The 25,667-nt window shown below is 58.6% G+C and carries 21 protein-coding genes and 2 pseudogenes; 13 read left to right on the top strand and 10 right to left on the bottom strand.

Translation table 11 applies throughout. The annotated features are described in order from the left end of the window. Nucleotides 1-95 precede the first annotated feature (95 nt). A complete protein-coding gene (locus tag ACA073_RS05310; protein ID WP_497402146.1) occupies nt 96-3,212 on the top strand; it encodes a transglycosylase domain-containing protein in 3,117 nt (1,038 codons plus the stop codon). Between the two features lie 51 nt (nt 3,213-3,263). On the opposite strand, the gene ACA073_RS05305 is transcribed toward ACA073_RS05310, so the two are convergent. The 6 genes from ACA073_RS05305 to ACA073_RS05280 all read right to left on the bottom strand — a co-directional run bounded on the left by ACA073_RS05305 (nt 3,264) and on the right by ACA073_RS05280 (nt 10,346). Continuing rightward, on the bottom strand, nt 3,264-4,511 hold the full coding sequence (locus ACA073_RS05305) for a hypothetical protein (protein ID WP_497402144.1): 1,248 nt from the start codon (nt 4,509-4,511) through the stop codon (nt 3,264-3,266). Nucleotides 4,512-4,561: 50 nt separating this feature from the next. Further along, nucleotides 4,562-5,827 carry a hypothetical protein gene (locus ACA073_RS05300; RefSeq protein WP_497403989.1) on the bottom strand — a complete coding sequence of 422 codons (1,266 nt, stop codon included), beginning with the start codon at nt 5,825-5,827 and terminating at the stop codon, nt 4,562-4,564. 32 nt (nt 5,828-5,859) lie between these two features. Further along, nucleotides 5,860-6,348, bottom strand: coding sequence for a CS1 type fimbrial major subunit (locus ACA073_RS05295; protein ID WP_497402142.1), 489 nt, complete (start codon nt 6,346-6,348; stop codon nt 5,860-5,862). A gap of 57 nt (nt 6,349-6,405) precedes the next feature. Next, entirely contained in the window at nt 6,406-7,146 is a 741-nt protein-coding gene (locus ACA073_RS05290) for a molecular chaperone (RefSeq protein WP_497402140.1), read from the bottom strand. 55 nt (nt 7,147-7,201) lie between these two features. Further along, entirely contained in the window at nt 7,202-9,724 is a 2,523-nt protein-coding gene (locus ACA073_RS05285) for a TcfC E-set like domain-containing protein (RefSeq protein ID WP_497402138.1), read from the bottom strand. 121 nt (nt 9,725-9,845) lie between these two features. After that, entirely contained in the window at nt 9,846-10,346 is a 501-nt protein-coding gene (locus ACA073_RS05280; RefSeq protein ID WP_497402136.1) for a CS1 type fimbrial major subunit, read from the bottom strand. Between the two features lie 509 nt (nt 10,347-10,855). Between ACA073_RS05280 and ACA073_RS05275 the strand changes: the two genes are divergently transcribed. Both ACA073_RS05275 and ACA073_RS05270 read left to right on the top strand, forming a co-directional pair. After that, nucleotides 10,856-11,431: a PadR family transcriptional regulator gene (locus ACA073_RS05275; RefSeq protein WP_497402134.1), complete on the top strand. Its 576-nt coding sequence runs from the start codon at nt 10,856-10,858 to the stop codon at nt 11,429-11,431. Beyond that, nucleotides 11,428-12,213: a siderophore-interacting protein gene (locus ACA073_RS05270; protein ID WP_497402132.1), complete on the top strand. Its 786-nt coding sequence runs from the start codon at nt 11,428-11,430 to the stop codon at nt 12,211-12,213. Before ACA073_RS05275 ends, ACA073_RS05270 begins: the two co-directional genes overlap by 4 nt. 223 nt (nt 12,214-12,436) lie before the next feature. On the opposite strand, the gene ACA073_RS05265 is transcribed toward ACA073_RS05270, so the two are convergent. Beyond that, on the bottom strand, nt 12,437-13,081 hold the full coding sequence (locus ACA073_RS05265; protein ID WP_497402130.1) for a Pr6Pr family membrane protein: 645 nt from the start codon (nt 13,079-13,081) through the stop codon (nt 12,437-12,439). 2 nt (nt 13,082-13,083) lie between these two features. Beyond that, nucleotides 13,084-13,314 carry a VF530 family protein gene (locus ACA073_RS05260; protein ID WP_007903672.1) on the bottom strand — a complete coding sequence of 77 codons (231 nt, stop codon included), beginning with the start codon at nt 13,312-13,314 and terminating at the stop codon, nt 13,084-13,086. Between the two features lie 482 nt (nt 13,315-13,796). On the opposite strand from ACA073_RS05260, the pseudogene ACA073_RS05255 reads away from it, so the two are divergent. The 10 genes and pseudogenes from ACA073_RS05255 to cmoB all read left to right on the top strand — a co-directional run. Next, nucleotides 13,797-13,982: pseudogene (locus tag ACA073_RS05255) on the top strand (carbohydrate porin); the annotation flags it as partial. A gap of 32 nt (nt 13,983-14,014) precedes the next feature. Next, complete coding sequence (locus ACA073_RS05250; protein ID WP_497402128.1) at nt 14,015-14,134, top strand: carbohydrate porin; 120 nt, start codon at nt 14,015-14,017, stop codon at nt 14,132-14,134. A gap of 203 nt (nt 14,135-14,337) precedes the next feature. Continuing rightward, nucleotides 14,338-16,746, top strand: coding sequence for a glucose/quinate/shikimate family membrane-bound PQQ-dependent dehydrogenase (locus ACA073_RS05245; protein ID WP_497402126.1), 2,409 nt, complete (start codon nt 14,338-14,340; stop codon nt 16,744-16,746). Nucleotides 16,747-17,059: 313 nt separating this feature from the next. Further along, on the top strand, nt 17,060-19,477 hold the full coding sequence (lon, locus tag ACA073_RS05240) for an endopeptidase La (RefSeq protein WP_497402124.1): 2,418 nt from the start codon (nt 17,060-17,062) through the stop codon (nt 19,475-19,477). 131 nt (nt 19,478-19,608) lie between these two features. Continuing rightward, a complete protein-coding gene (locus ACA073_RS05235) occupies nt 19,609-20,220 on the top strand; it encodes a hypothetical protein (protein ID WP_497402122.1) in 612 nt (203 codons plus the stop codon). 41 nt (nt 20,221-20,261) lie between these two features. Continuing rightward, nucleotides 20,262-20,489, top strand: a pseudogene (locus ACA073_RS05230) (S16 family serine protease); the annotation flags it as partial. 201 nt (nt 20,490-20,690) lie between these two features. Further along, complete coding sequence (locus tag ACA073_RS05225) at nt 20,691-21,083, top strand: protease inhibitor I42 family protein (protein ID WP_497402120.1); 393 nt, start codon at nt 20,691-20,693, stop codon at nt 21,081-21,083. A gap of 2 nt (nt 21,084-21,085) precedes the next feature. After that, nucleotides 21,086-21,721, top strand: a complete 636-nt coding sequence (locus tag ACA073_RS05220; protein ID WP_497402118.1) for a lysoplasmalogenase — start codon at nt 21,086-21,088, stop codon at nt 21,719-21,721. A 182-nt stretch (nt 21,722-21,903) separates the two neighbouring features. Further along, complete coding sequence (gene cmoA, locus ACA073_RS05215; protein ID WP_497402116.1) at nt 21,904-22,683, top strand: carboxy-S-adenosyl-L-methionine synthase CmoA; 780 nt, start codon at nt 21,904-21,906, stop codon at nt 22,681-22,683. Beyond that, nucleotides 22,680-23,636: a tRNA 5-methoxyuridine(34)/uridine 5-oxyacetic acid(34) synthase CmoB gene (gene cmoB, locus ACA073_RS05210; protein ID WP_461951712.1), complete on the top strand. Its 957-nt coding sequence runs from the start codon at nt 22,680-22,682 to the stop codon at nt 23,634-23,636. The genes cmoA and cmoB overlap by 4 nt, the downstream gene beginning before the upstream one ends. Nucleotides 23,637-23,765: 129 nt before the next feature. On the opposite strand, the gene tadA is transcribed toward cmoB, so the two are convergent. Together tadA and ACA073_RS05200 are read right to left on the bottom strand one after the other, a co-directional pair. Then, nucleotides 23,766-24,263 (bottom strand): tRNA adenosine(34) deaminase TadA, encoded by a 498-nt coding sequence (tadA, locus tag ACA073_RS05205; protein ID WP_497402114.1) that lies wholly within the window; start codon nt 24,261-24,263, stop codon nt 23,766-23,768. Continuing rightward, nucleotides 24,263-25,639: a multicopper oxidase family protein gene (locus tag ACA073_RS05200; RefSeq protein ID WP_497402113.1), complete on the bottom strand. Its 1,377-nt coding sequence runs from the start codon at nt 25,637-25,639 to the stop codon at nt 24,263-24,265. The genes tadA and ACA073_RS05200 overlap by 1 nt, the downstream gene beginning before the upstream one ends. Between the last annotated feature and the right edge of the window lie 28 nt (nt 25,640-25,667).

The following is a 25,667-nucleotide window of genomic DNA, read 5'->3' as shown; positions in this document are numbered from 1 at the left end:
TCGACATTTGGTTGTTCACAATTTTGTCCCCATCGCCAACCACCGACTAAGCTTCAGACAAGTCCGATCAATCTGCGTGAATGGATCAGTCGACTATGGGTGCTTTGTGGCAAACCGATTCGAGTAAAACTGTGGTTCCGACTGAACGTGTGGATGAAGCGCCTTTACCTGAAAAACCTCGCCGTAGTCGCACGAAACACGGCTGGGGCGCCTTCTGGTTGTTGTTGTTGATTATCGCGATTGTCGTGGGTCTGGCTGCCGCCAAGGAAATGCGCACCTCGAAGTTTCAATCCCGGGAAGTCAGCAAGTTTGCCGCGACCCTGAAATATGATTTACAACCCGGCCCCAGCGACGCCATTCGCTACCCCGGCGCCGGGCCCTTCGATCTGCGATTGGGCTACAGCTCGCTGGGAGAATTCCTGCCGCGGTTGCTCAAGCGTGATTACGTCATCTCGGCCCAGACCCGATTTTCCCAGGCGCTGATGGACTACAACGACAAGGGCCTTTTCGTGCCCTATCCGGAGAAGATCCAGGCCGGGTTGTTGATCACCGATTGCCGGGCGGCACCCTTGTATCAGTACAAATACCCGCAACAACTCTATTCAAGCTTCGATGCGATCCCGCCCGTGGTGGTCAACAGTTTGCTGTTCATCGAAAACCGCTTCCTGCTCGACCCTCGTCAAGCCCGGGCCAACCCCGCCGTGGATTGGCCTCGGTTCGGCATGGCCGCGTGGTCGCAAGTTGCCAAATTGCTGCACGTGCCCGGCCAATCCGCGGGCGGCAGTACCCTGGCGACGCAACTCGAAAAATACCGTCACTCACCGGATGGCTTGACGGTGTCGGGTGGGGAAAAAATCCGCCAGATGATTTCCGCCACCGTGCGCGCCTATCAGGCCGGGCCGGAAACCCTTGAGGCGCGCAAAAACGTGGTACGCGATTACCTCAACAGCGTGCCGCTGTCCGCTGTGCCGGGCCATGGTGAAGTGCATGGCATGGCCGAAGGTTTGCGTGTCTGGTACGGCGCGGATTTCAACAAGGCCAACGAACGGCTGGTCAGCACCGACACGGACCCCAAGGCCCTGGCGGAAAAAGGTCTGGCCCTGCGTGAGATGCTGTCGTTGATGATTGCCCAGCGCCGCCCTTCCCACTACCTGACCAAGGGCCGTGACGAACTGGCCGACCTGACCGACAGCCACATTCGCCTGCTGGCTCAGAACTACGTGATCGACGCGCCGTTCGCGGCGGCCGCGCTGGCCAGCAAAGTGACCTACCGCGACTGGCAGACCCAGCCGACCATTCAACCGATCGAAACCAACAAAGGCATCAGTGTGGCGCGCAGTCGACTGGGCGGGTTGCTCAATCGGCCGCTGTATGACCTCGACCGCCTCGATCTGTCGGCCACCACAACGCTGCAAGGCGATCTGCAAACCCAGGCTACCGAATACCTCAAGCATCTGGCCGACCCGGTCTTTGCAACGCAAATCGGCCTGATGGGCGAACGTCTGCTCACGCCCACCAGCACCACACAAGTGCGCTACAGCTTCACGCTGTTCGAACTGACTCCGGACGGTTCCCGGGTGCGGGTGCAGACCGACAGCACCGATCAGCCGTTCGACATCAACGAAGGCAGCAAGCTTGAATTGGGCTCCACCGCGAAAATGCGTGTGCTGACGACGTATCTGCAAATCATCGCCGAGCTGCACGATAAATACGCCGAGATGACCGTCCCGGAACTGAAGAAAGTCGACGTCCCGGATCAGGATCGCCTGAGCCGCTGGGCCGTCGATTACCTGATTCAGAACAAGGACCGCAACCTGCCGGCCATGCTGGGCGCCGCGCTGGACCGCAAGTATTCCGCCAGCCCCGGCGAAGCCTTTTTCACCGGTGGCGGGCTGCACACGTTCGTCAACTTCCGCAAGGAAGACAACGGCCGCCTGCCGACCCTGCGTGATGCCCTGCGCGAATCGATCAACCTGCCGTTCATTCGACTGATGCGGGATCTGGTGCGCTACACCACTTACTCCGGCCCAAACAACAGCGCTGCACTGCTCGGGGACGACCGCGATCCTCGGCGTCAGGAATACCTGGCCGAGTTCGCCGACCGCGAGGGGACTTCGTTCCTGCTGAAGTTCTGGAAGAAATACAAAAACAAGGACACCCAGGCGCGGCTCGAGACCTTCCTCGACAGCATGCGCCCGACGCCGATTCGCATCGCAGCCGTGCACCGTTATCTACTGCCTCAGGCCAGCCAGCAAAGCTTCAACACCTTCGTGCGCTCGCACCTCTCAGGCGCCAAGCTCACCGAAAAACTCACGGACGAGCGCCTGCAACGGCTCTACGAAAATTACGCCCCCGGCATTTACGATCTACCGGATCAGGGTTTTATCGCCAAAGTCCACCCGCTGGATCTGTGGCTGATGGGTTATCTGTTGAATCATCCCGACGCCAAGTGGAGCGACATCGTCAAGGCCAGCCAGTTTGAACGCCAGGAGGTTTACAGCTGGCTGTTCAAGAGCAAACACAAGGGAGCCCGCGACGGCCGCATTCGCACCATGCTGGAGATCGAAGCGTTCCTCGACATTCACGCGCGCTGGCAGAAAGTCGGCTATCCGTTCGACCACCTGGTGCCGTCGCTGGCCACCGCCATCGGCAGCTCCGGCGACCGTCCGGCGGCGTTGGCGGAGCTGATCGGCACGATTCTCAACGACGGCGTGCGCATGCCAACGCTGCGCATCGACAGCCTGCACTTCGCGGCGAATACGCCGTATGAAACCAAGCTGATCAACGATCCGGATGTCGGCAAACGGGTGATGCCGTCCGAAGTCGCCGCAGCCATGCGCGAGGCCTTGTCACAAGTGGTGGACGCCGGTACGGCGAAACGCGTTTCCGGCAGTTTCATGACGCCCGATGGCAAACCGTTGGGCATGGGCGGCAAAACCGGCACCGGGGACAACCGCATCGAAGCCATTGGTTCTGGCGGTCGAATCCTCAGTTCCAAATCGATCAACCGCACCGCCACCTTCGTGTTCTTCATTGGTGACACCCACTTCGGCACCATGACCGCGTTTGTGCCCGGCCGCACGGCCGAAGCTTTCAAGTTCACCTCGGCGCTGCCGGTGCAAGTGCTCAAGGGCATGGCGCCGATTCTCACGCCTTATTTGCAGCCGGGCAGTCACACGCAGTGTTTGCCTGTTGAAGTGGCGAGGCGTTGAGCGCGCCGGCTGAAAGCGCAGCGCGCCAGCTTTGCTCCCCGGTTGGCAAAACTACACCTGCGAATCCCAGACCACCGTGACATTCCCCGAGTAGGTCTTTCCTTCCCCGGTCAGCATGTGTTCAACATGATCCCGGGTAATTTCGAAGTGCAGCGCGCCGGGTTTTCGATCGACGTAATGGCCAGGCTGGAACAATTCGGTGCCGCTGCCGTCACTCAACAGCGGACGGCGATTGACCGGTTGCCCTGTGGCATCCGTCAGGCCGCTGGGTAAACTGACACTGACATTCAGTGGCACTTTATGAACCGACGTTGGCTCCGACAGCGCACACGTATTACCGTCCGGGTATTGGCACTCCAGGTTCATCTTGAAGCGTGACGAAGCCGAAAGATTGAAGGTTTGATCACGGAACAACCGCGTGGGTTTGCGTCCCTGGTTCAGCCAGGCTTGCCAGCCGCCCGGAGGCAGCAACTCCACCCGATTGGCGCCCGGCGGGATTTCAACCTTGAGGGTGTGTTGCACATCCAGCGTGAAGTTGAACGTGAGCAGATTGTCCTCGGGGATCATGACGTCACCGAAATCAAAATCGGCACCTGGTCCCATGGTGTAGGTAATGCTGCCGACGTACTGCCCGGTGGACATCGTCAAGGGTTTGGGGGTTTTGATCGCGTAGGCGTATTCCAGGTAGCTGTACGTGAACAGTGGAATATCGTAGCCCGGTTGCCTGCTGCAGACTCCTGCTCCTTCAGGAACGATCCAGAAAAACAGGGCGTAGGTGGTACTTGCCGCGAAGTGATTAATTCCTACACAGGGGCTGGGCGCGTGTCTCCATTGATCACTCCAGCGAATGATGCCCGGCCGTTCCCATGCACTGACACCTGGTGGTTTATCCAGACTCCACTGGTGTCCGATACCCGCAATGCGAACTTGCACGGTCTCGACTTCCCCGGTCTCAGTGTGCGTGACTTGCACATCCCGCCACTCCGAGGGCAACTTCCACATAGCTCCCTGCCGGGGATTCTCATGATTAGCCAGAATCGGTCCATTAGACCGAGCAATGAAGTTGGTGCGAATCGAAAAGATACCCAGCGCCTTACACGTATCGGGAACATGACCGGGGCAAATACCGGTTTCATGTGTTGTGTTGACGAATTCGTTCTTCAGCGGATTAGCCGGGTCCGGACTGAACTTCGCGGTAATCTCCTGCTCCAGTGCACTTGCACTTGCCGATAACAACATGAGCAAAGAGGCGCTGAAGTACTGGCCCAGCCGATGTGTCACGCGCTTTGAAATTTCCATGTACTTTCCTATTCCAGGCATTTACGAGTCCTTTCGAGGACCAATACTGCTTAAACTTCCGAATCCCACACCACAGTGACATTCCCTGAGTAGGTCTTTCCTTCCCCGGTCAGCATGTGTTCAACATGATCCCGGGTAATTTCAAAGTGCAGCGTTCCGGGTTTTCGATCGACGTAATGGCCAGGCTGGAACAATTCGGTGCCGCTGCCGTCACTCAACAGCGGACGGCGATTGACCGGTTGCCCTGTGGCATCCGTCAGGCCGCTGGGTAAACTGACGCTGACATTCAGTGGCACTTTATGAACCGACGTTGGCTCCGACAGCGCACATGTATTGCCGTCCGGGTATTGGCACTCCAGGTTCATCTTGAAGCGCGACGAAGCCGAAAGGTTGAAGGTCTGATCGCGGAATAACCGCGTGGGTTTACGTCCCTGATTCAGCCAGGATTGCCAGCCGCCCTGAGGCAACAACTCCACCCGATTGGCGCCCGGCGGTATTTCAACTTTGAGGGAATGCTCAATGTCCAACGACATGTTAAAGGTCAGGGTATCGTCATTAGGGATCATTACATCGCCAAAATCGAAATCCTGACCGGGGCCGATCGTATAGGACATCGACCCGGTGTATTGCCCGGACGACATAGTCAACGGATTTGGTGTTTTAAGCTCGTATGCATATTCAAAAGTGACATACCTAAGCGAAGTAATATCGGCCACCGCACTACGACTGCAACTGCCTGCCCCTTCAGGCACTATCCAGAACCACAAAACGTAATACCCAGGAGCATGCGCAATATACGATGTAGCCAAGCAGGGACTTGGTGCACCTTGCCACATGTTGTATACGTTGCCCCATGCATTGGTTCCACCCGGGGAGCGGATATCCCAGCGATTGCCTATTCCGGCAATGCGCATCTGTACTGTCTGACGTTCACCCGTTGCTGTATGGACCACTTCAAGGTCACGCCATTCTGACGGCACTTTGAACATAGCCCCTTGTCGTTCATTTTCGTGGCCAGCCAGTATGGTTGTATTGGAGGCAAAGGTGATGTCTCCCGTCCGAATGGTGAAAATACCCAAATCCTTGCACCGTTGCGGAATATGCCACGGACAAATACCACTTTCCGGCGTGGTGTTGACGAACTTGTTGGTCAAAGGGTTCGCGGGATCAGGTCTGAAAACAGCGGTAATGTTCTGCACCGCCGCGTCTGCCACCGCTATAAAACCGCCTCCCAGCACAAGACTGGTCAACAGCCATTTTGCCCCCTGTTGAAGCTTATTGATAATGTTCACTATTAATCCTGCCTGTTCGAACACGCTGAACAATTTGTTGACGCCAGAACAATCAATCAAGGCGAGATGGCTTCAAAAATCATATGCACGCTGCCGTAATAGTTTCCGGGCTTATATCCATCACCCGGTTTGACGGCGGCAATTTCCAGCCCTGCCCGCTTCCCCGTCCTGCCATCCGCTTCCGAAATCACTACATCAGGGTCGAGGGTCAGTCTCTGATTGTTGAATGTGACGACTAATGGAATGTTGTCACTGTCCCTGCCATTGCTCAGGTAGGGTTCAAAACTCAAGCGTGCGGCGATGGCGCCACTGTCGTTCTTGACATCGAAGTATTTACGTAAAGGACTCAACTCTTCGCTGGCAGGATTCCAGGGCAGGCGTTGTTCCAGATGAATCCAGTCGGGATCTGCCGGAATCACATAAAACGCCGCTGTAGGGATAGTGACCGATACTTCGAAGGTTTCACTTATTCTGATCGCCAATGCGCCAGTACTGACCAGCATCAGGACTACCGTTGAAGTAGCGGTAATGATTGACTTAAACATATTGACCACCTGTCACGTTCACATCGATGCCCACCCTGAAATAAACAACGGTGGTTCTCATCCCTTTATTTCGAGCTTTTTCGTCGCCGAACCTTCGATCAGGGTGAAGCGATATTCACGCCCCGATTGCTTATCAAACTGGAAAGTCCGACCCGCCAGGATGTGATGTTTAGTAGTCGGCTGACAGTCGGTCTCTTGTTTCACCGAACAATCCTTGAACTCGTCAATCACCACCACGGTGTTGCCATTGTTGCGAATCTCATACTTGCGCGGGCCGTCATTGATGACACTGTCAAAGTTCATTTGTGTGGGGCGCACAAAAAACACCGTGCCGTAGCCGGCCAACACGTTTACACCGGCGGATAATCCTTTTTTGTATTCTTCGCGCTCTTCAGCGGACACCGCGAACTCATCTTCTTTTTCCGGAACCACCGGCACGAACCGTACGCGGAAATAGCGCTCTTTTTCCCGCTCCCCCATGTACAAAAGACGCGTGCCCTGCATGCCGTTGGCCGGTACGATCAGCCGCGCAGGGCTGGCCATCAAACCGTCACGGGCGCTGGCATCGGCTTGAGTGGTGAGCGGTATTTCACGGGGTGCGCCGTTGGCGTCGTAGACGATTTCCAGAATGTTGACCTTCACAAAAGCCGTGCTGTCGCCGCCATTGAAGACCCGCTTTAAAAACGTGCTTTTATCGCCGTCGAGATAATCGTAAACCGTACCAACATTAATCTGCGGCCCAGCCAGGGCGGCATGGGAAAACAAGCTGAAACCGAAGAGTGCCATCAGGCGTTTCATGTATATAACCTCATTGATTGAGTGCAAACGGGCGAGCAAGCACAGAGACGACCGGTCAACCCGCGCTTTCAGCTTTGTAAGTTGCATCCGCCAACGTATCCGGCGTACAACGCAAATCCCCGATCATCAGCACATTGTTTTCATTGCGCGCATTGGCCGTATCGAGTCGGAACTGGCACAACAACTGGTTGCCATGCCGTACTTCGAGGGTCGGTGAACCGGCGTTCATTTCCATCGAGAAGAACCCGTCGACTTCACTCACACCACGGCTGGCGTGGTTGATCACGTGGTGGCCCTTGAGCGGATTGCCCTGGGGGTCGATCAAACGGCCCAACACGGTCAAGGTTCTGCTGACGGTGATCTTGCGGTAGTCCACGCCGCCCTTGTTCAGGTGATAGCGCGTGCGTGGCGGCTGGATGCTCGCGGCCGGTGGGTGGTTGCCCTCGAAGTCGAAGCTCACCGAACTGTTCTTGTAGGCGGTGATGGGGATGAAATTTCGCCCCGGTCGCAGGGTGGCGCTGCCGCCGCTCAGGTCGTCGGCGCGCAGTGCGATTTCATCAAGGTCAGACTCGACGTCAACAATCATTCCGGCCCCGGCCCCATGGTGCTGGCTGGTCATGACGATTTTCTGCCCGCCCACGGCCACCGTGCTGTCCAGGTTCACGCCGCCGGTGAGGTTGTCATTGAAAGAAGAGCGCTGAACGAAGGCATCGCCATTAAGGATTTCGTTGCTGAAATTGGCGGTGCCGGATAAACCGACGCCGTAGGTGTCGGTAATCGCCGTGGCCGATACGTTTTGCAGCACGTGGCCCTGCAGATCCTTGCGATACGTGATCGAAGCGTTATTGTCGCGATCACCTTCACGGGACGTGCGGGTACCAATGCTGCCAGACCACTGCTCACCCGGCCCGCCGAGTGCCAGGCTGACGCTCAGGTCGACCCCGCGATTGCGTTTGTCGCCGCTGCTGTAACTGCCGGGCCGGTCGAAGACCGAGAAGCGCCAGTTGGCATCGCTGCCGAACAGATTGCCGCGCTGGGTCCAGCCGAGGTCCACGCCTACGCCTTCGATATTGCCATCGCTGTGGGACACCCGCCCGTTGATCGAGCTTCTGCTGCTGACCCGATGATTCACCGACAACGACGAGGTACTCGTCTGGCCGATGAACACATTGCGCTGACGCACCCGCGTGCCGTCGGGCAGGGTTTCGTAGGTATTGGTGGTGTCCAGCCAACTGCGGTTATGCGTGGCAAACACACTGCCGGCGCCATAGTTGTACATCGCTTGCAGGTCCATGCCGGTGCCGTGGTCTTCGGTCTGATAGACGTTGGCGAACAGGCTGGTGTTGTTGGCCAGGGTCCAGTCGACCGACGAGCCGTACTGCATTTTGTCCCGCACCTGACGGCCCGACACTCCGAGAATCACCCGTGGATGCAGGAGGAAATTGAAGGCGGCGCCGGCGGTCATGTCGCCGTAGGCCTGCTCGTCCCAATTGCTGAGCAATTTGCTTTCCTGCCCGGCGAACAGGTTGTAGCGCCAGCGGCTGTCCTGGTTGCGCCAGTTGGTCGGTTTGTACACCAGTTCCTGTGTGGTGGAAGTGATCTGCCCGTCTTCGATCAAGCGCACTTCCACCTCGTAGATACCGCCGGGCAAGGGCCGGGTATCCAGGGTTTGCAAGCCGGCATCGACCGGTTGTGTATTGATCAGAAGTCCGTTGCGGAAAATCTCCACCGACGCCTGGCGGTTGGCGGTGACATAGATCGGGTACACGCTGGGCTTGGGGCTGTTGATGGCCAGGCTGTCGGAGCTGCCAAACATGACGCCCGCCGCGGTGTCGGGGCTGGCACCGAATGCACGTGGCTGACGGCTCAGGCCTTCAGAGTTCGGAGTGAAATAACCCAGGCGCAGAAAGCGGCCTTCAAGTTCACGCTGGGTGTAGAGCTCGTGCACCGCGTGATAGAGCTTGTCGTCCGGGCCACCCAAACGGGCCAGTTGCATGTTCAGATTCTGGGTCCAGTTGCCGAGGCTGCTGCTGGCTTCCAGGCCATAACGTCCGCCCAGATCCTGCTCCTGACCACCGTTCAGGTTCAACTGGTTGCGCACGATCAAGCCGCTGCTGCCGCTCTCGGGCAGTTCGTAATAACGCTTGGCTTCGTAGTTGCGTTCGGCGTTTTCGGTGACGATCGACACCAGGGAGTTTTGCAGGTTGTAGTGCACGGCCAGCATCTGCTCCGGGCAACTGCCTTCACAGGCGCCAAGCGCTACGCCTTTCTTTAAGTAAGTGCCCCATATCTCACGTTCGCTGGCGGTGATGTTGCTGTCACCCACATCAGCGAATTCAAGCAGAGTGACGCGATCATCGCGGGATAACACGATCATCGCCTCACCCAGAAATTGTTGATCAAGTTCCACCCGAACAGCCAATGGCACATCGAAGAAGTGCTCTTCAAAGTCCGCCGGCAAACCTTTTGCTTGAGCAAGCAAACTTCGGGGTGTCGTGCCATTGTCAGTTGGCGCGGCAACTGCACTTGTGCAAAAAAAAAGTGCGAGCGCAGCCGCGATGGGAGTCATCGGGAACATGAACGGGATACTCTAGGTTTGAACAATCGATCCAGTAAAAATCCCGGCCGACAGGTGCAATGACCTGCCGACCGGTCAAGAGTACCTAATGGGACTTGCTCTCATCAGGCATCAAGCAACATCAAGGAGTAGGAAGTACCGCGTCGAAGCGCATGGCGACCACGCCGGTGTACTCACCCGCTTTATAGCCACCGGCTGGTTTGGTGGGAGCAACCACCAGTTCGACACGTTTGCCTGGCGTGGATTCAGCATCGCCAACCACTTCTACCGGCGTGGACTGATTCAGCGCCTTGCCGTTGAAAGTCACGGTCAACGGGACTTTGTCAGCGATAACACCGTTGAACAGGTAGGCTTCTTCTTCAAGCATCGCGTGAATCGAGCCATCGGTGTTTTTCGTGTCGAACTGCGCACGCAAGGTGCTCAGTTGATCGGCAATCGGGTCGTAGCTCAGACGTTGATCCCTGACGATCAAATCGGGGTCTACGGGTAGTACATGGAAAACCTTGGTTGGAACCGATGCAACGACATTAATGGAATGACGCGCTTCACCTTCAGCAAAAGCCAAGGAAGAACTCAGCGCCAGGATGGCCATTGGAGTAGCGATTGCGATTTTCTTGAACATTACTCAATACCTGTTTGTTAAAAGAAAAAGAGTCTCATTAAAAGTCCATATCAATTAACGGCTATCCGTAGCTAGCGGCAAAGATATCAACTTTCAACCCGGCGCATGATCTGCTATCTCCTCTGTAATGTAAGTAGGAAGTTTCCGGCAATCGTGTAGTCATGAGGACTAATAACTTGACATAAAATCATTAAAAACAAGCGCATCGAATTGATAACTGTAATATTTAGACTACATACAGTTTTTGCAAAAAAAGATTACAGCCACTGCAACTAGCAAACACGCAATCTGGACGTTTTTTTATAACACGCGTCCGGCACAATAGAGTGATCACTTTAACTTTTAAGTTATTTTCGAGCCGTGAAAAAAATCCGGTGAATGTCCTCTTAGCAACCGTCCTGCGCCGTGACTCCGTTGGTCGTGTGCAGGCGAGATGCAAGGAAAAACAGCTTGCCCAACCGTTAAGATATATCTTACGTTGTATCTAAATGCGACGAGAGAGACGAGAAATGAGAGACCATCATTCCCCCCACCGCGAACACGGTGACGGCCGCGACGGCTTCGAGAAACGCCCCGGCCGGGAACGCGGCGGGCGCGGTCCGCGAGTGTTCGCCCCAGGCGATCTGAAGTTACTGCTACTGGCGCTGATCGCCGAGCAGCCCTGCCACGGCTACGACCTGATCCGCCAGATCGAAGGCATGTTCGATGGCGCCTACAGCCCCAGTCCCGGTGTGATTTATCCGACCCTTACGTTTCTTGAAGAAAGCGAAATGATCCAGGGCGATGCCGAAGGTGGAAAAAAACGCTACAGCGTGACCGACGCCGGACGTTTGTCTTTAAGCGAGCAGGCGATTGCCCTGGACGGTGTGCGGATGCGCATCGACGTGAGCAAGCGTTCCTTGCGTGGCCACGACAGGCCGGCCGAGATCCACGAAGCGGTGCATAACTTGCGTCATGCGCTGCAAATGCACCACGGGCGCTGGAGCGCGGAAGAAATCCTGCGGGTGCGCGACCTGCTCAACGACACCGCCAAAGCCATCGTCGATGGCCCTCTCGTGCAACCCTTTCAGGAGAATGCCGAATGACTGAAGTGATCGAGCAAACCATTCACCGCGTCATGCATGAAATCAAACGCCGCCGTCTGGAAGTGCTGCGCGTGGTCGACCTGACCCCGCGCATGCGCCGGATTACCCTGGGCGGTGCTGAACTGGCCGGGTTCGTCAGCCTCGGTACGGATGACCACGTCAAACTGCTGTTCCCGCAGAACGCGGCCGAACAAGCGGCCCTGGAAACGATGGTATTGGGTGCCAGCAAAAACAACGGCCCGATGCCGGCGATGCGTGATTACACGCCACGGCGTTATGACCTGGACACGCTGGAGCTGGACATCGACTTCGTGCTGCACGGCGACGGTCCTGCCTCGACCTGGGCCGAACAGGCCAAACCCGGGCAATTCCTGCACATCGCCGGGCCACGGGGCTCGATGATCGTGCCGGACATGTTTGACAGCTATTTGTTGATCGGCGACGAAACCGCCCTGCCCGCCATCGCTCGACGCCTCGAAGGTCTGGCGGCCAATCGCCGGGCGTTGGTGATTGTCGAAGTGGAAAACGGCGCCGAGCAGCAGAAGCTTGAAAGTCCGGCGCAGGTCAATGTGATCTGGGTGCTGCGCGAGGGTGGCCGCAACAACCTGCTGACCAGCGTGAAACAACTGCAAGTGCCCAGCGGCAATCTGTACGCGTGGGTGGCGACCGAGACCAAGGTGTCGCGACAGATTCGCCGGGTGCTGCTGGATGAGCACGGGTTGAATGATCAGTTCGTGAAAGCGGTCGGTTATTGGCGGCTGGATGACAGCGACGAAGAATAATCGCACTCATTTGACTGAACTGGTTCTCTGTGGCTGACAGTGCTCTGTGGCGAGGGGATTTAGCGAAACGTCGCACCGCCCCGTTGGGCTGCGAAGCAGCCCCAAAGAGTTGCAGAGATTCTGGCGCTGCTTCGCAGCGCAACGGGGCGGTGCGACGTTTCGCTAAATCCCCTCGCCACAAAATATCTGACACTTGCAAAAGCACCCTGGCCACAGCAAGGGTTTATTGGCGGGCGGCACGCCACCGGTCCAGCCCGATCACCAGCAGCGCAATCAGCACAAACCCCACCAACAACCCACCCGCATTCACAAACACCTGTGGATAACCCAATTTGTCCACACCGATGAACGGATAGGGATAAACCGCCAGCAGATGCCCGCGCAGCAGGGCGTAAGCGAAGTACACCATTGGGTAAATCACCCACAGCGCAATGTGCCGCAACCGCAACATGCCCTTGGGCACACACAACCACCACCAGGCCAGAAACAGCAGCGGCATGACGTCATGCATCAGCTCATCGGCCAGCCATTGCCAGCCTTCGGGATGCCACAGATGGCGCAACAAGACGTTGTACCCCAGGCCGACCACGGCGATGCTCACGGCAATTCCACTGCTCACCCACGGCTGCAAAAACCAGCGTCGCGCCACCGACTCGCGGGACGTCAGTTCACAGGTCAGCACCGTCGCCACCAGCGTATTGGTCAGCACGGTGAAGTAGCTGAAGAAGCTCATCAACCCGCCCAGCAGACTGGCCCCCAGCGTCCAGCGCGAGTAGAAAATCAGGTACATCTGAATGCTCAGCCCCGCCCAGCCGAGGACTGCGGCCATGGCCACAAAACGACGTCGCACGGCGGGCCGGATGACCATGTTCAGAGCGGTCGCTTGGTGCGCATCAACTTCACGTACAGACGCTCGACCTTCTCCCGCGCCCACGGGGTTTTACGCAGGAACGTCAGGCTCGACTTGATGCTCGGGTCACTCTTGAAGCAACGGATGTCGATGCGCTCGGCCAGCCCCGACCATTCGTAATGTTCAACCAGAGCATTGAGGATTTGCTCCAGTGTCACGCCATGCAGCGGGTTGTTGTTCTGTTCGGTCATGCCGGGCCTTCGAGCGATGAATGAAATGGAAGGCGCGCACCTTAGCCGAGGGGGTGGCCGGGTGGAAGGGCTTGGCGCGCTATCTGTTGAATGTAGGCGAATCCATAAAACCTACACACGTCAACTGGTAGGAGCAGCCGGTCGACGCTCGATTGCTCGCGATGGACGACCGGATAACGCGATCCTTCAGGCTACCTGCGTTATCGTTGTCCTCCATCGCGAGCAAGCTCGCTCCTACAGGGTTGGACTATTACAAAATCCGAAAGAATTCATGTCTGTAAAAGCGCTTTTTCTATTTGTAGCAGAACATTATTCTTGCGGCTGTCACGCTGAAACGCTTCCGCTAGACGCTTCCTTCCTGCTGTTTTCAGTTCACTCCCCAGAAAAAGACCCAAAATTTCTTCTCTATGCCTTATTTTCAATCTTCACGAGACAGCGCTGTCTTTAACAGCCGCAAAGCCCTGAACCTGATCGGCGGATTCTCGGCGCAGGATGTCTGGGGCCGCGGGCAAACCTGGCGCCTGACGCAGATGTGGTATCAGCAGAAATTCCTCGACCAGAAACTCGGCCGTTTCGGTGAAGGTGAAGACTTCAACAGCTTCCCCTGCGATTTCCAGAACCTGGCGTTCTGCGGCTCGCAGGTCGGCAACTGGGTGGGTGGCATCTGGAAACCGAATACAGCGCCGAACTCTATTACGGCGTGCACGTCACGAACTGGCTGACCGTACGCCCGAACCTGCAATACATCCGCCACCCCGATGGCGTGGACAAGGTCGATGACGCGCTGATTGGCGAGATCAAGATCACCTCATCGTTCTAAACCACACCCCAAAACCCTGTAGGAGCGAGCTTGCTCGCGAAGAACGTCCAAGCGACCCGTTAATCCAGAAAGCACGCGTAATCGTTAACGACCATCGCGAGCAAGCTCGCTCCTACAGTTTTTATCTGAACCACGCCCGCACCGGATCGTCATCTACAGTGAACCTGCGCGGGACTACTTGAAACGTCACGGAGAACCACACTATGAGCACTGATGGTGCTTTGAGTCGAAGCCGTCTATTGCCAACCCTGCTTGGCATTCTGTTTCTGCTAATGGGCCTGGCCATGCTGGCCGGGGGGATCAAGCTGAGCATGCTCGGCGGCTCGCTGTATTACCTGCTGGCCGGTATCGGCCTGGCGCTGACCGGGGTGTTGCTGATCCTTGCCCGTCGCGCAGCCTTGGGGCTTTACGCAGTGGTGCTGTTCGCCAGCACCGTCTGGGCCTTGTGGGAAGTCGGCCTCGACTGGTGGCAACTGGTGCCGCGCCTGGCGATGTTGTTCGCGCTGGGTATCGTCATGTTGCTGCCATGGTTCCGCCGTCCGCTGCTGCGTGAAGGCGAAGCGAAGACGGGCACCGGCGCGCTGAGCGTCGCCGTGGTGCTGGCGGGCGTTGCCGCACTGGCCAGCCAGTTCACCAACCCCGGTGAAATAAAGGGCCAACTGGACCGCGACAGCGTCCCCGGCATGACCAACACCGCCCCGACCATGCCGGACGGTGACTGGAACTCCTACGGCCGCAGCGCCCATGGCGATCGTTACTCGCCCCTGGCGCAGATCACCCCGCAGAACGTGAACAAGCTCGTTCCGGCCTGGACCTATCGCACCGGCGACCTGCCGGGGCCGAACGATCCGGGTGAAACCACCGCCGAAAACACCCCGCTGAAAGTCAACGGCATGCTCTACGTGTGCACGCCGCACAGTCAGGTGATCGCGCTGGACCCGGACACCGGCAAGGAAATCTGGCGTTTCGATCCGAAGCTCTCCACGCAGAACGCGGCGAACTTCAAGGGCTGGGCACACATGACCTGCCGTGGCGTGTCGTATCACGATGACGCCGTTTATGCTTCCGAGCAGAGCCCGACCGGCAGCGCCAGCGCGCCCGTCGCCAGCGTCTGCCCGCGCCGGATCTTCCTGCCGACCGCTGACACCCGATTGATCGCCCTGAACGCCGACACCGGCAAGATGTGCGAAGACTTCGGCAACGGTGGCCAGGTCGACCTGAGCGCCAACATCGGCGGCTTCAATGCCGGCGGTTACTACTCCACTTCGCCTCCGGCAGTCACCAAGGATCTGGTGGTGATTGGCGGCCACGTCACCGACAACGTGTCCACCGACGAGCCGAGCGGCGTGATCCGCGCGTTCGACGTGCACACCGGCAAACTGGTGTGGAACTGGGACAGCGGCAACCCGGACGATACGACGCCGATTGCCGAAGGCAAGGTCTACACCCGCAACTCGCCGAACATGTGGTCCATGTTCGCCGTCGACGAAAAACTCGGCATGCTCTACCTGCCGATGGGCAACCAGACCCCGGACCAGTTCGGTGGCGCTCGCACGCCGGAATCGGAACTGCACGCCGCCGGCCTGACCGCCCTCGACATCGCCACCGGGCACGTGCGCTGGCACATGCAGTTCACCCACCATGACCTGTGGGACATGGACGTCGGTGGCCAGCCAACCCTGATGGACCTGAAAACCGCTGACGGCGTGAAGCCGGCGGTACTGGCGTCCACCAAGCAAGGCAGCATCTACGTGCTCGACCGCAGCACGGGTCAGCCGATCGTGCCGATCAACGAAGTGCCGGTGCCACAAGGCGCTGTCGAAGGTGATCGCACATCAAAGACCCAACCGAAATCCGACCTCAACCTGATGCCGCCGCCGCTGCAAGAGCGCGACATGTGGGGCGTGACGCCGTTCGACCAACTGATCTGCCGGATCGACTTCAAATCCATGCGCTACGACGGCCCGTTCACCCCGCCGTCGCTGCAGGGTTCGATCGTTTACCCAGGCAACTTCGGCGTGTTCGACTGGGGCGGTTTCTCGGTTGACCCGGTGCGTCAGATCGCTTTTGTGAACCCGAGCTACATGGCGTTCAAATCGAAAATGATCCCGGCAGCCGAAATCGCCGCCCAAGGCCCGCGTAAAAGCGAAACCGAAGGCGTGCAGCCGAACAAGGGCGCGCCGTACGGCGTAATCCTCGAAGCATTGCTGTCGCCAATGGGCCTGCCGTGCCAGGCGCCAGCATGGGGCTATGTGGCGGCGATCGACCTGACCACCTCAAAAGTCCTGTGGAAACACAAGAACGGCACCGTGCGCGACAGTTCGCCGGTTCCGATCCCGCTGAGCATGGGCGTGCCCAGCCTGGGCGGCACCATCACCACTGGCAGTGGCGTTGGTTTCCTGAGCGGCACCCTCGATCAGTACCTGCGGGCCTACGACGTGAAAAACGGCAAGCAACTGTGGGAAGGCCGCCTGCCAGCGGGCGCGCAAACCACGCCGATGACCTACACCGGCAAGGACGGCAAGCAATACGTGCTGGTCGTTGCGGGCGGTCACGGTTCGCTGGGCACCAGGCAGGGTGATTATGTGATTGCGTACAAACTGTCCGAGTAAGTTTTAGCGGCAGTCAAAACAAAGGCGACTCCCTCACAGGAGTCGCCTTTTTTATGGCCGCCGCAGTTCAAATGTGGGAGCGGGCTTGCTCGCGAAAGCGGCCTCACATTCAACATGGATGTCGACTGACACACCGCTTTCGCGAGCAAGCCCGCTCCCACAGGAGGCCGTGTACATCAATAGATGACTATTCGGCTGCCAGCCCGCCAAGACCTGTCCAGATCCTGAACACACACCCGGAAATATCCCCCGCCATTGAAACCACCCCCCACCTGCCCCATCTAAGACCCATACCCCATTGCGCAGGTGCCCCATGAGCGACCAGCAAGAATTCCCCGAAGACCCGAGCGAATACGCCGACCCAGAGAACGCCGAACACCACTCCACCGGCAAAGGCCTCGCCCTGCCAGGCCAGAACCTGCCGGACAAGGTCTACATCATCCCGATCCACAACCGCCCGTTCTTCCCGGCCCAAGTACTGCCGGTCATCGTCAATGAAGAACCCTGGGCTGAAACCCTGGATCTGGTGAGCAAATCCGATCATCAATCCCTGGCCCTGTTCTACATGGACACGCCCCAGGAAGACCCGCGCCATTTCGACACCTCGGTCTTGCCGCTCTACGGCACGCTGGTCAAGGTGCATCACGCCAGCCGCGAAAACGGCAAACTGCAATTCGTCGCCCAGGGCCTGACCCGCGTACGAATCAAAACCTGGCTCAAACACCATCGCCCGCCGTACCTGGTGGAAGTCGAATACCCGCACCAGCCGACCGAGCCGACCGACGAGGTCAAGGCCTACGGCATGGCGCTGATCAACGCGATCAAGGAACTGCTGCCGCTCAACCCGCTGTACAGCGAAGAACTGAAAAACTACCTCAACCGCTTCAGCCCCAACGATCCGTCGCCGCTCACCGACTTCGCCGCCGCCCTCACCTCGGCCACCGGCAGCGAGCTGCAGGAAGTGCTCGACTGTGTGCCGATGCTCAAGCGCATGGAAAAAGTCCTGCCGATGCTGCGCAAGGAAGTCGAAGTCGCACGCCTGCAGAAAGAAATTTCCGCCGAAGTGAACCGCAAGATCGGCGAGCACCAACGCGAGTTCTTCCTCAAGGAACAACTCAAGGTCATCCAGCAAGAGCTGGGCCTGACCAAAGACGACCGCAGCGCTGACATCGAACAGTTCGAACAGCGTCTGGAAGGCAAGGTGTTGTCGGCCCAGGCGCAAAAACGCATCGAAGAGGAAATGAACAAACTGTCGATCCTCGAAACCGGGTCGCCGGAGTACGCGGTCACCCGCAACTACCTCGACTGGGCAACCTCGGTGCCGTGGGGCGTTTACGGCGAAGACAAACTCGACCTCAAGCACGCACGCAAGGTGCTGGACAAACACCACGCCGGCCTCGATGACATCAAGGACCGCATCCTCGAATTTCTCGCGGTCGGTGCCTACAAAGGCGAGATCAGCGGTTCCATCGTCTTGCTGGTCGGCCCGCCGGGCGTGGGTAAAACCAGTGTCGGCAAGTCCATCGCCGAATCCCTCGGCCGGCCGTTCTACCGCTTCAGCCTCGGCGGCATGCGCGACGAAGCCGAGATCAAGGGCCACCGTCGCACCTACATCGGCGCGCAACCGGGCAAACTCGTGCAGGCGTTGAAAGACGTCGAAGTGATGAACCCGGTAATCATGCTCGACGAGATCGACAAAATGGGCCAAAGCTACCAGGGCGACCCGGCCTCGGCGCTGCTGGAAACCCTTGACCCGGAACAGAACGTCGAATTCCTCGACCATTACCTGGACCTGCGTCTGGACCTGTCGAAAGTGCTGTTCGTGTGCACCGCCAACACCCTGGATTCGATTCCCGGCCCGTTGCTGGACCGGATGGAAGTGATTCGCCTGTCGGGTTACATCACCGAAGAAAAAATCGCCATCGCCAAGCGTCACCTGTGGCCGAAGCAGCTGGAAAAGGCCGGCGTGTCCAAAGGCAGCCTGAGCATCAGTGACAGCGCGTTGAAAGCGTTGATCGACGGCTACGCTCGCGAAGCCGGGGTGCGTCAGTTGGAAAAACAACTGGGCAAACTGGTGCGCAAAGCGGTGGTGAAGTTGATCGACGAGCCAAAAGCGGTGATCAAAATTGCGCCGAAGGACCTGGAGGCCTCACTGGGCCATCCGGTGTTCCGTAACGAGCAAGTGCTGTCCGGCACCGGCGTGATCACCGGGTTGGCCTGGACCAGCATGGGCGGTGCGACCTTACCGATTGAAGCGACGCGGATTCACACGCTCAACCGGGGGTTCAAACTCACCGGGCAATTGGGCGACGTGATGAAGGAATCGGCGGAAATCGCCTACAGCTACGTAAGCTCTAATCTGAAGTCGTTTGGCGGCGATCCGAAGTTCTTCGATGAAGCCTTTGTGCACCTGCACGTGCCGGAAGGTGCCACTCCGAAAGACGGCCCGAGCGCGGGGGTGACCATGGCCAGCGCCCTGCTCTCGCTCGCACGCAATCAGGCGCCAAAAAAAGGCGTGGCCATGACCGGCGAACTGACGCTGACCGGGCATGTACTGCCGATTGGCGGCGTGCGCGAGAAGGTGATCGCGGCGCGGCGGCAGAAGATCTTTGAATTGATCTTGCCGGAGCCGAATCGTGGGAGTTTTGATGAATTGCCGGATTACCTGAAGGAAGGGATTACCGTGCATTTTGCCAAGCGGTTTGCGGATGTGGCGAAGGTGTTGTTCTGACCTGTCGCGTCATTGCATTGCAACAAAAAGGTCGTCAACGCCGCCTGTCGGAACTGTTATTTCTAGCAGGTGGCGGTCATCTTCCGGTCTGATAAAACGGTTGCTCATCCCGCATCCAGGAGTGAGCAATCATGGAAGAGAAAGTCGCTGAATTAGCCCCTCCCGATATCTCGAGCCCCGAACAGGGAGAGAAGGTTCATAAGCTGTTTTTCAAAGGCTTTGGCATAGCCGGCGCCCAGATTTTAATGCGATCGAACTTCCTCAGACCGGACCCATCGGGCTCACAATGGATACCAATAACCGAGGTAAAACAGGATAAGACCTGGGAATTTTCTACCTCCGACTACAATTCGGAGCACCCTCGAGAACTCTATTGCGCCGTAATGCAGAGACTCCATTGGCCCCCCGGAGAATCACCGCCCAGCGAAACGGTTTACTTCACAAAATTGCTTGGACCACCGCAAGTTACAATCCCCATCCCGGGAGGGGCGCTAGATCCGTTCGAGCAAACCATTGAAGGGACAGGATATAAATTAGCCTCTGTGCTCGAAGTTGAGCTGAACGCAGTCCCACCGCTACCACCCGACAGATACGTAGCCAACGCTACCATCGATAATATTGGATGGTGGAAGGCGACCCCAAAATGGTCTCTGACATCCGGCCCATATTTACTGAAGTGCAGGCAAGGCAATAACGACCACACATCCCCGTGGAGTGATGAGATAGCTGTAATCGTTAAGTGACGCCAACTTTCGCGTGCAAAAAGGAAGGCATTCGATAGGCCCCAAAAAAAGGCGTGGCCATGACCGGCGAACTGACGCTGACCGGGCATGTACTGCCGATTGGCGGCGTGCGCGAGAAGGTGATCGCGGCCCGGCGACAGAAGATCTTTGAATTGATCTTGCCGGAGCCGAATCGTGGGAGCTTTTATGAATTGCCGGATTACCTGAAGGAAGGGATTACCGTGCATTTCGCCAAGCGGTTTGCGGATGTGGCGAAGGTGTTGTTCTGATAGTGATGTAGCGTCTGCGAGATCGCCTTCGCGAGCAAGCCCGCTCCCACATTGGTTCTGTGAACGATGCCGAGCCAATGTGGGAGCGGGCTTGCTCGCGAAGGCGTCGGCACTCACAACGCTGAATCCCGGCGCTGTCACAATTTGTCTCATCTTCAGTTATGCTCGCCGTTCGTCGTGAATGCCGGAGCCACTTAACTTATGTCCCCCACACGCCTGTTTGTCCCCCTCGCCCTCTCCTTGCTGGCCGCCTGTGCCTCGCAACCGAAACAGAACGTGACCGTGGAAAAACAAAGCGCCTGCCCGGTGCAGCTACACAGCGGGCAAAACCTGATTCTGACCCTGCCGAGCAACCCGACCACGGGTTACCGCTGGGCGATCCAGGATTCGGCCGGTGGCGTGTTGCGCGCATTGGGGCCAGAGGTTTATCGCAACCCGGAAGATGCCGGTGTCGTGGGTGCGGCCGGTGTGTCGACCTGGCGCTTTCAGGCATTCACCGCCGGTTCGGGGCGCTTGCGTCTGACCTCGCAACAACCGTGGGCACCGGAAGTGTTGCCGGTCGAAACCTTCGACTGCGCGATCTCGGTTAACTGATCGTGGGTTGGCTGATTCTGGCGCTGATGGGTGCGGTGACCTTCCTCTACGGGCTGAGCGTGCACGCCGCGCTGCTCTGCCTGCTGGTCAAACCGTTGCCGGTGCTGGCGTTGCTCGGTTGGCTGCACGACGCGCCGCCCAGTGAATATCGGCGCTGGATCAGCCTTGGATTGATCTTTTCCCTGCTCGGCGACGTGTTGCTCGCGTGGCCGGGGGATCTGTTCGTGTTCGGCCTCGGGGCGTTTCTGGTCGCCCACCTTGCTTATTTGAAAGCGTACTTGAGCGATTGCCGGAGATGGGCGGTGCTGCCGCTGATCCTCGCGCTGGGCGTCGGTGCAGTGCTGTTGGGGATTTTGATTGCCAATGGCCTGGGTCCGCTGCTGGTCCCGGTGATCGTCTACGGTCTGGCCATCAGCGCCATGCTCTGGCGGGCGCTGGCTCGTCTGGGCACCGACGTGCCCAAACGATCGGCGCTGCTGGCGGCGGGCGGTGCGCTGGCGTTTGTGTTCTCCGACAGCGTGATTGGCATCAATCGGTTTGTCGCGCCGTTTCATGCCGCGCCTTACGTGATCATCCTTAGTTACTGGTTGGGGCAATGGGGCATTACCGCCTCGGCGTTCGGCCCGAAACCGCGCTGAATCCTTCGCGAGCAAGCCCGCTCCCACAGTAGATCCCTGCTGAATTCATTTCTTGTGTCCGACTCTGAACCATTGTGGGAGCGGGCTTGCTCGCGAAAGCGGTGTCACTGACCACAATGGTCTCAGAGACTGCCCGGCGGTTTATCCGACAACCCGCGCATCCCCGCGCCAAGTTGGCTAAAATGCCGGCCTTTTCCACCTACGCCGCTGGAACCGCCGTGAGCAAAGAACCCGATCGCCTTTTCGCCCAGCCTTTGGCCCAGGTGCCTGACTTCGCCTTCAACGAGGACGTGGTGCGGGTGTTCCCGGACATGATCAAGCGCTCGGTGCCCGGCTATCCGACCATCGTTGAAAACCTCGGCGTGCTCGCCGCGCAGTTCGCCCAGCCCAACAGCGTGCTTTACGACCTCGGCTCGTCCCTCGGCGCGGTGACCCAGGCGTTGCGTCGCCACGTGCGCACCGATGGCTGCCGCGTTATCGCTGTGGATAACTCCGCAGCGATGGTCGAACGCTGCCGCGAGTACCTCAACGGTCAGGACTCGATGTTCCAGGAGCTGCTGCCGGTCGAAGTGATCGAAGGCGACATCCTCGCCCTCGACTTCCAGCCTGCCTCGGTGGTGGCGCTTAACTTCACCCTGCAATTCATCGCCCCGGACCAGCGCACCGCCCTGCTCTCGCGCATTCACCAGTCGCTGCTGCCCGGTGGCGCGCTAATCCTCTCGGAAAAGCTGCGCTTCAACGACCCCGAAGAACACGCGCTGCTCACCGACCTGCACGTCGCGTTCAAACGCGCCAACGGCTACAGCGAACTGGAAATCGCCCAGAAGCGCAGTGCCATCGAAAACGTCATGAAGCCCGACAGCCTCGAAGAACACCGCGAGCGCCTGCTGGCCGCCGGGTTCTCGAAAGTCGTGCCGTGGTTCCAGTGTCTTAACTTTGCCTCGTTGATTGCCTTGCCATGATTGATCTGTCCCCCCTCGCCCGCCGTCTGGCCGGCACACCGCTGGCCGATTGGGCCAACACTCTGCAAGCGCAACTCGACAAGAAAATGGAGAAAGGTCATGGCGACCTGGAGCGCTGGCAGAGTGCGCTGGACGCCTTGCCAAAAATCCAGCCGAGTGAAGTCGACCTGCTTAACGGCCTGACGCTGGACACCGATTGCGACGCCGAAACCCGCGCACAAATGCGCACCGCGCTGATGGGGTTGTCGCCGTGGCGCAAAGGTCCGTTCGATCTGTTCGGCGTGCACGTGGATACGGAATGGCGCTCGGACTGGAAGTGGTCGCGCGTCGCGCCGCATCTGGACCTGAAGGGCAAACGCATCCTCGATGTCGGCTGCGGCAATGGTTACTACATGTGGCGCATGCTCGGCGCCGGTGCGGACAGCGTGATCGGCGTTGATCCGAACTGGCTGTTCTTCTGTCAGTTCCAGGCGGTTCAGCGCTACTTGTCCGAGCCGAATGCCTGGCACTTGCCGTTTCCCTTTGAAGACCTGCCGCCGGAACTCGAAGGTTTCGATACCGTGTTTTCCATGGGCGTGTTCTACCACCGCCGTTCGCCGATCGAGCACTTGCTGGCGCTGAAGGATTGCCTGGTCAAGGGCGGTGAACTGGTGCTGGAAACCCTGGTGATTGAAGGCGATCAACAGCAGGTATTGGTGCCGGAAGACCGTTATGCGCAGATGCGCAACGTGTGGTTTTTGCCGTCGGTGCCGGCGCTGATGCTTTGGTTGCGCCGGGCCGGTTTCACGGATGTGAAATGCGTGGATGTGAGCGTGACCACGGTTGAAGAGCAGCGCGGTACGGAGTGGATGAAGTATCAATCGTTGAGCGACTTCCTGGATCCCGAGGATCACAGCAAGACCATTGAAGGACTGCCGGCGCCGATGCGTGCGGTGATCGTCGCCCGCAAGTAACCCCCGGTCTCCCAATCAACGGAGATCAAATGTGGGAGCGGGCTTGCTCGCGAAAGCGGTGTATCAGTCGACATCAATATCGACTGACACCGCTTTCGCGAGCAAGCCCGCTCCCACAGAGGACCGTGTTTATTCTGCTGGTTTGGCGCGGCGGGCCTTGAAGAATTCGCTCAGAACAGCCCCGCATTCCTCTGCCAACACCCCGCCCTCAAACAACACCCGGTGATTCAAAAAGCCCTGGGTAAAAAACTGCCCCTGACTCTGCACAATCCCCGCCTTGGGCTCCAGCGCGCCATACACCACCCGCGCAATCCGGGAATGCACGATCAGCCCGGCGCACATGCTGCACGGTTCCAGCGTCACATAGAGCGTGCTGCCCGGCAGGCGATAATTGCTGGCGGCCAACGCCGCGGCGCGGATCGCGACCATCTCGGCATGCGCGCTCGGATCGTGGCCACTGATGGGGCAATTGAAGCCACGGCCGATGATTTCACCGTCCTGCACCAGCACCGCGCCCACCGGCACTTCACCCAGCGCCGCGCCCTGTGCGGCCAACGCCAGGGCTTCGCGCATGAAGTCACGATCACGGCTGCGGTCGATGATCGCGGCGGGACGAATCTGCCTCATCACGCCACCTCGATGGCGGCCATCAGGCCGGTTTCCATGTGGTCGATCACATGGCAATGGAACATCCACACCCCCGGGTTATCCGCCACCAGCGCCACTTGCGCGCGCTCGTTCTTGCCCAGCAAATAGGTGTCGGTAAAGTACGGAATGACCTTGTGCCGGTTCGAGGCGATGACCTTGAAGCTCATGCCGTGCAGGTGAATCGGGTGCTGATACTGGGTCATGTTCTTCAGTTCGAAAATGTAGCTCTTGCCCTTCTCAAGCTTGGCAATCGGACGGTCGGCGCAGGTCTTGTCGGTGATGTCCCAGGCCTTGCCGTTGATCTGCCACAGGCTTGGCGGCCGCCCGTTGTCGACATTCACCGACACCGAGCCGACCCATTCGAAATTGAAGTTGAGTTTCTCGGCATTCGCCAGGTCCGGCTCGGCGACAGGGTTCGCGGGTAGCGCAGGTGGCCACTGGGTCGGCGCATCGGTGTTCGCGACCGAGCGCAAGGTGCCTATCCGCACCGGGCCGTTGCGCAGCGACAACTCTTCGCCCGCCGGCGGTGCCTTGATGGCCAGGCAAATGCGCATGCCCGGACCCAGCCAGTATTCCTTACCCAATGGGCGCGGCTCGACGGGGTTGCCGTCCAGTGCATAGATCTGCGCTTCGACACCCGGAATGTTCAGGCGATAGGTCAGCGTGTTGTCGAGGTTGAGCACACGCACGCGAGTGATCTGCCCGGCGGGCAAGTCGATCACCGCTTGCGCAACGCCATTGATCGTCGACAAGCGCCCCGCCGTGCCGCCACGCGCAGCCTCACGCGGAATGCTGAACGCAACGAACGCGCCTTCCTCATCCACATGCCAGCTCTTGAGGCTCAAGGTTTTCTCGTACTTGAAACCGGTGGGCTCGCGCTCTTCGACAATCAACGGACCGACCAGCCCGCGACCCAATTCTTCGCTGCTGTTGACGTGCGGGTGATACCAATAGCTTCCAGCGTCGGGCACGCGAAACTTGTAGTCGAAATATTCCCCCGGCAGCACCGGCAGTTGCGAGACATACGGCACGCCGTCCATCTCCAGCGGCAGGCGGATGCCGTGCCAGTGAATGGTCGTCGCCACCGGCAGGTGATTGATGAACCGCACCCGCAGCCATTCACCCTGGCGCACGCGCAACTCGATGCCCGGCGCCGACGGGCCGAACGCCCAGGCTTCAGTCTTGTGTCCGGCCACCAGTTCGACGTCCAGCGGCGCGGCGATCAGCTCATAGTCATGACCGGCGTCCGCGTCGGCCATCTTGCCCAGCCAGTAACGCGACGCGCCTCCCGCTCCCACGCCAACGACAACAAGACCGGCCAGGCCACCGAGGATTTGGCGACGGGAAAAGGACATGAACTCAACTACCTCACGTATCTGCGAC

Source organism: Pseudomonas sp. LBUM1670, assembly GCF_059695695.1.
This window is presented reverse-complemented; position numbering and strand designations above follow the sequence as displayed.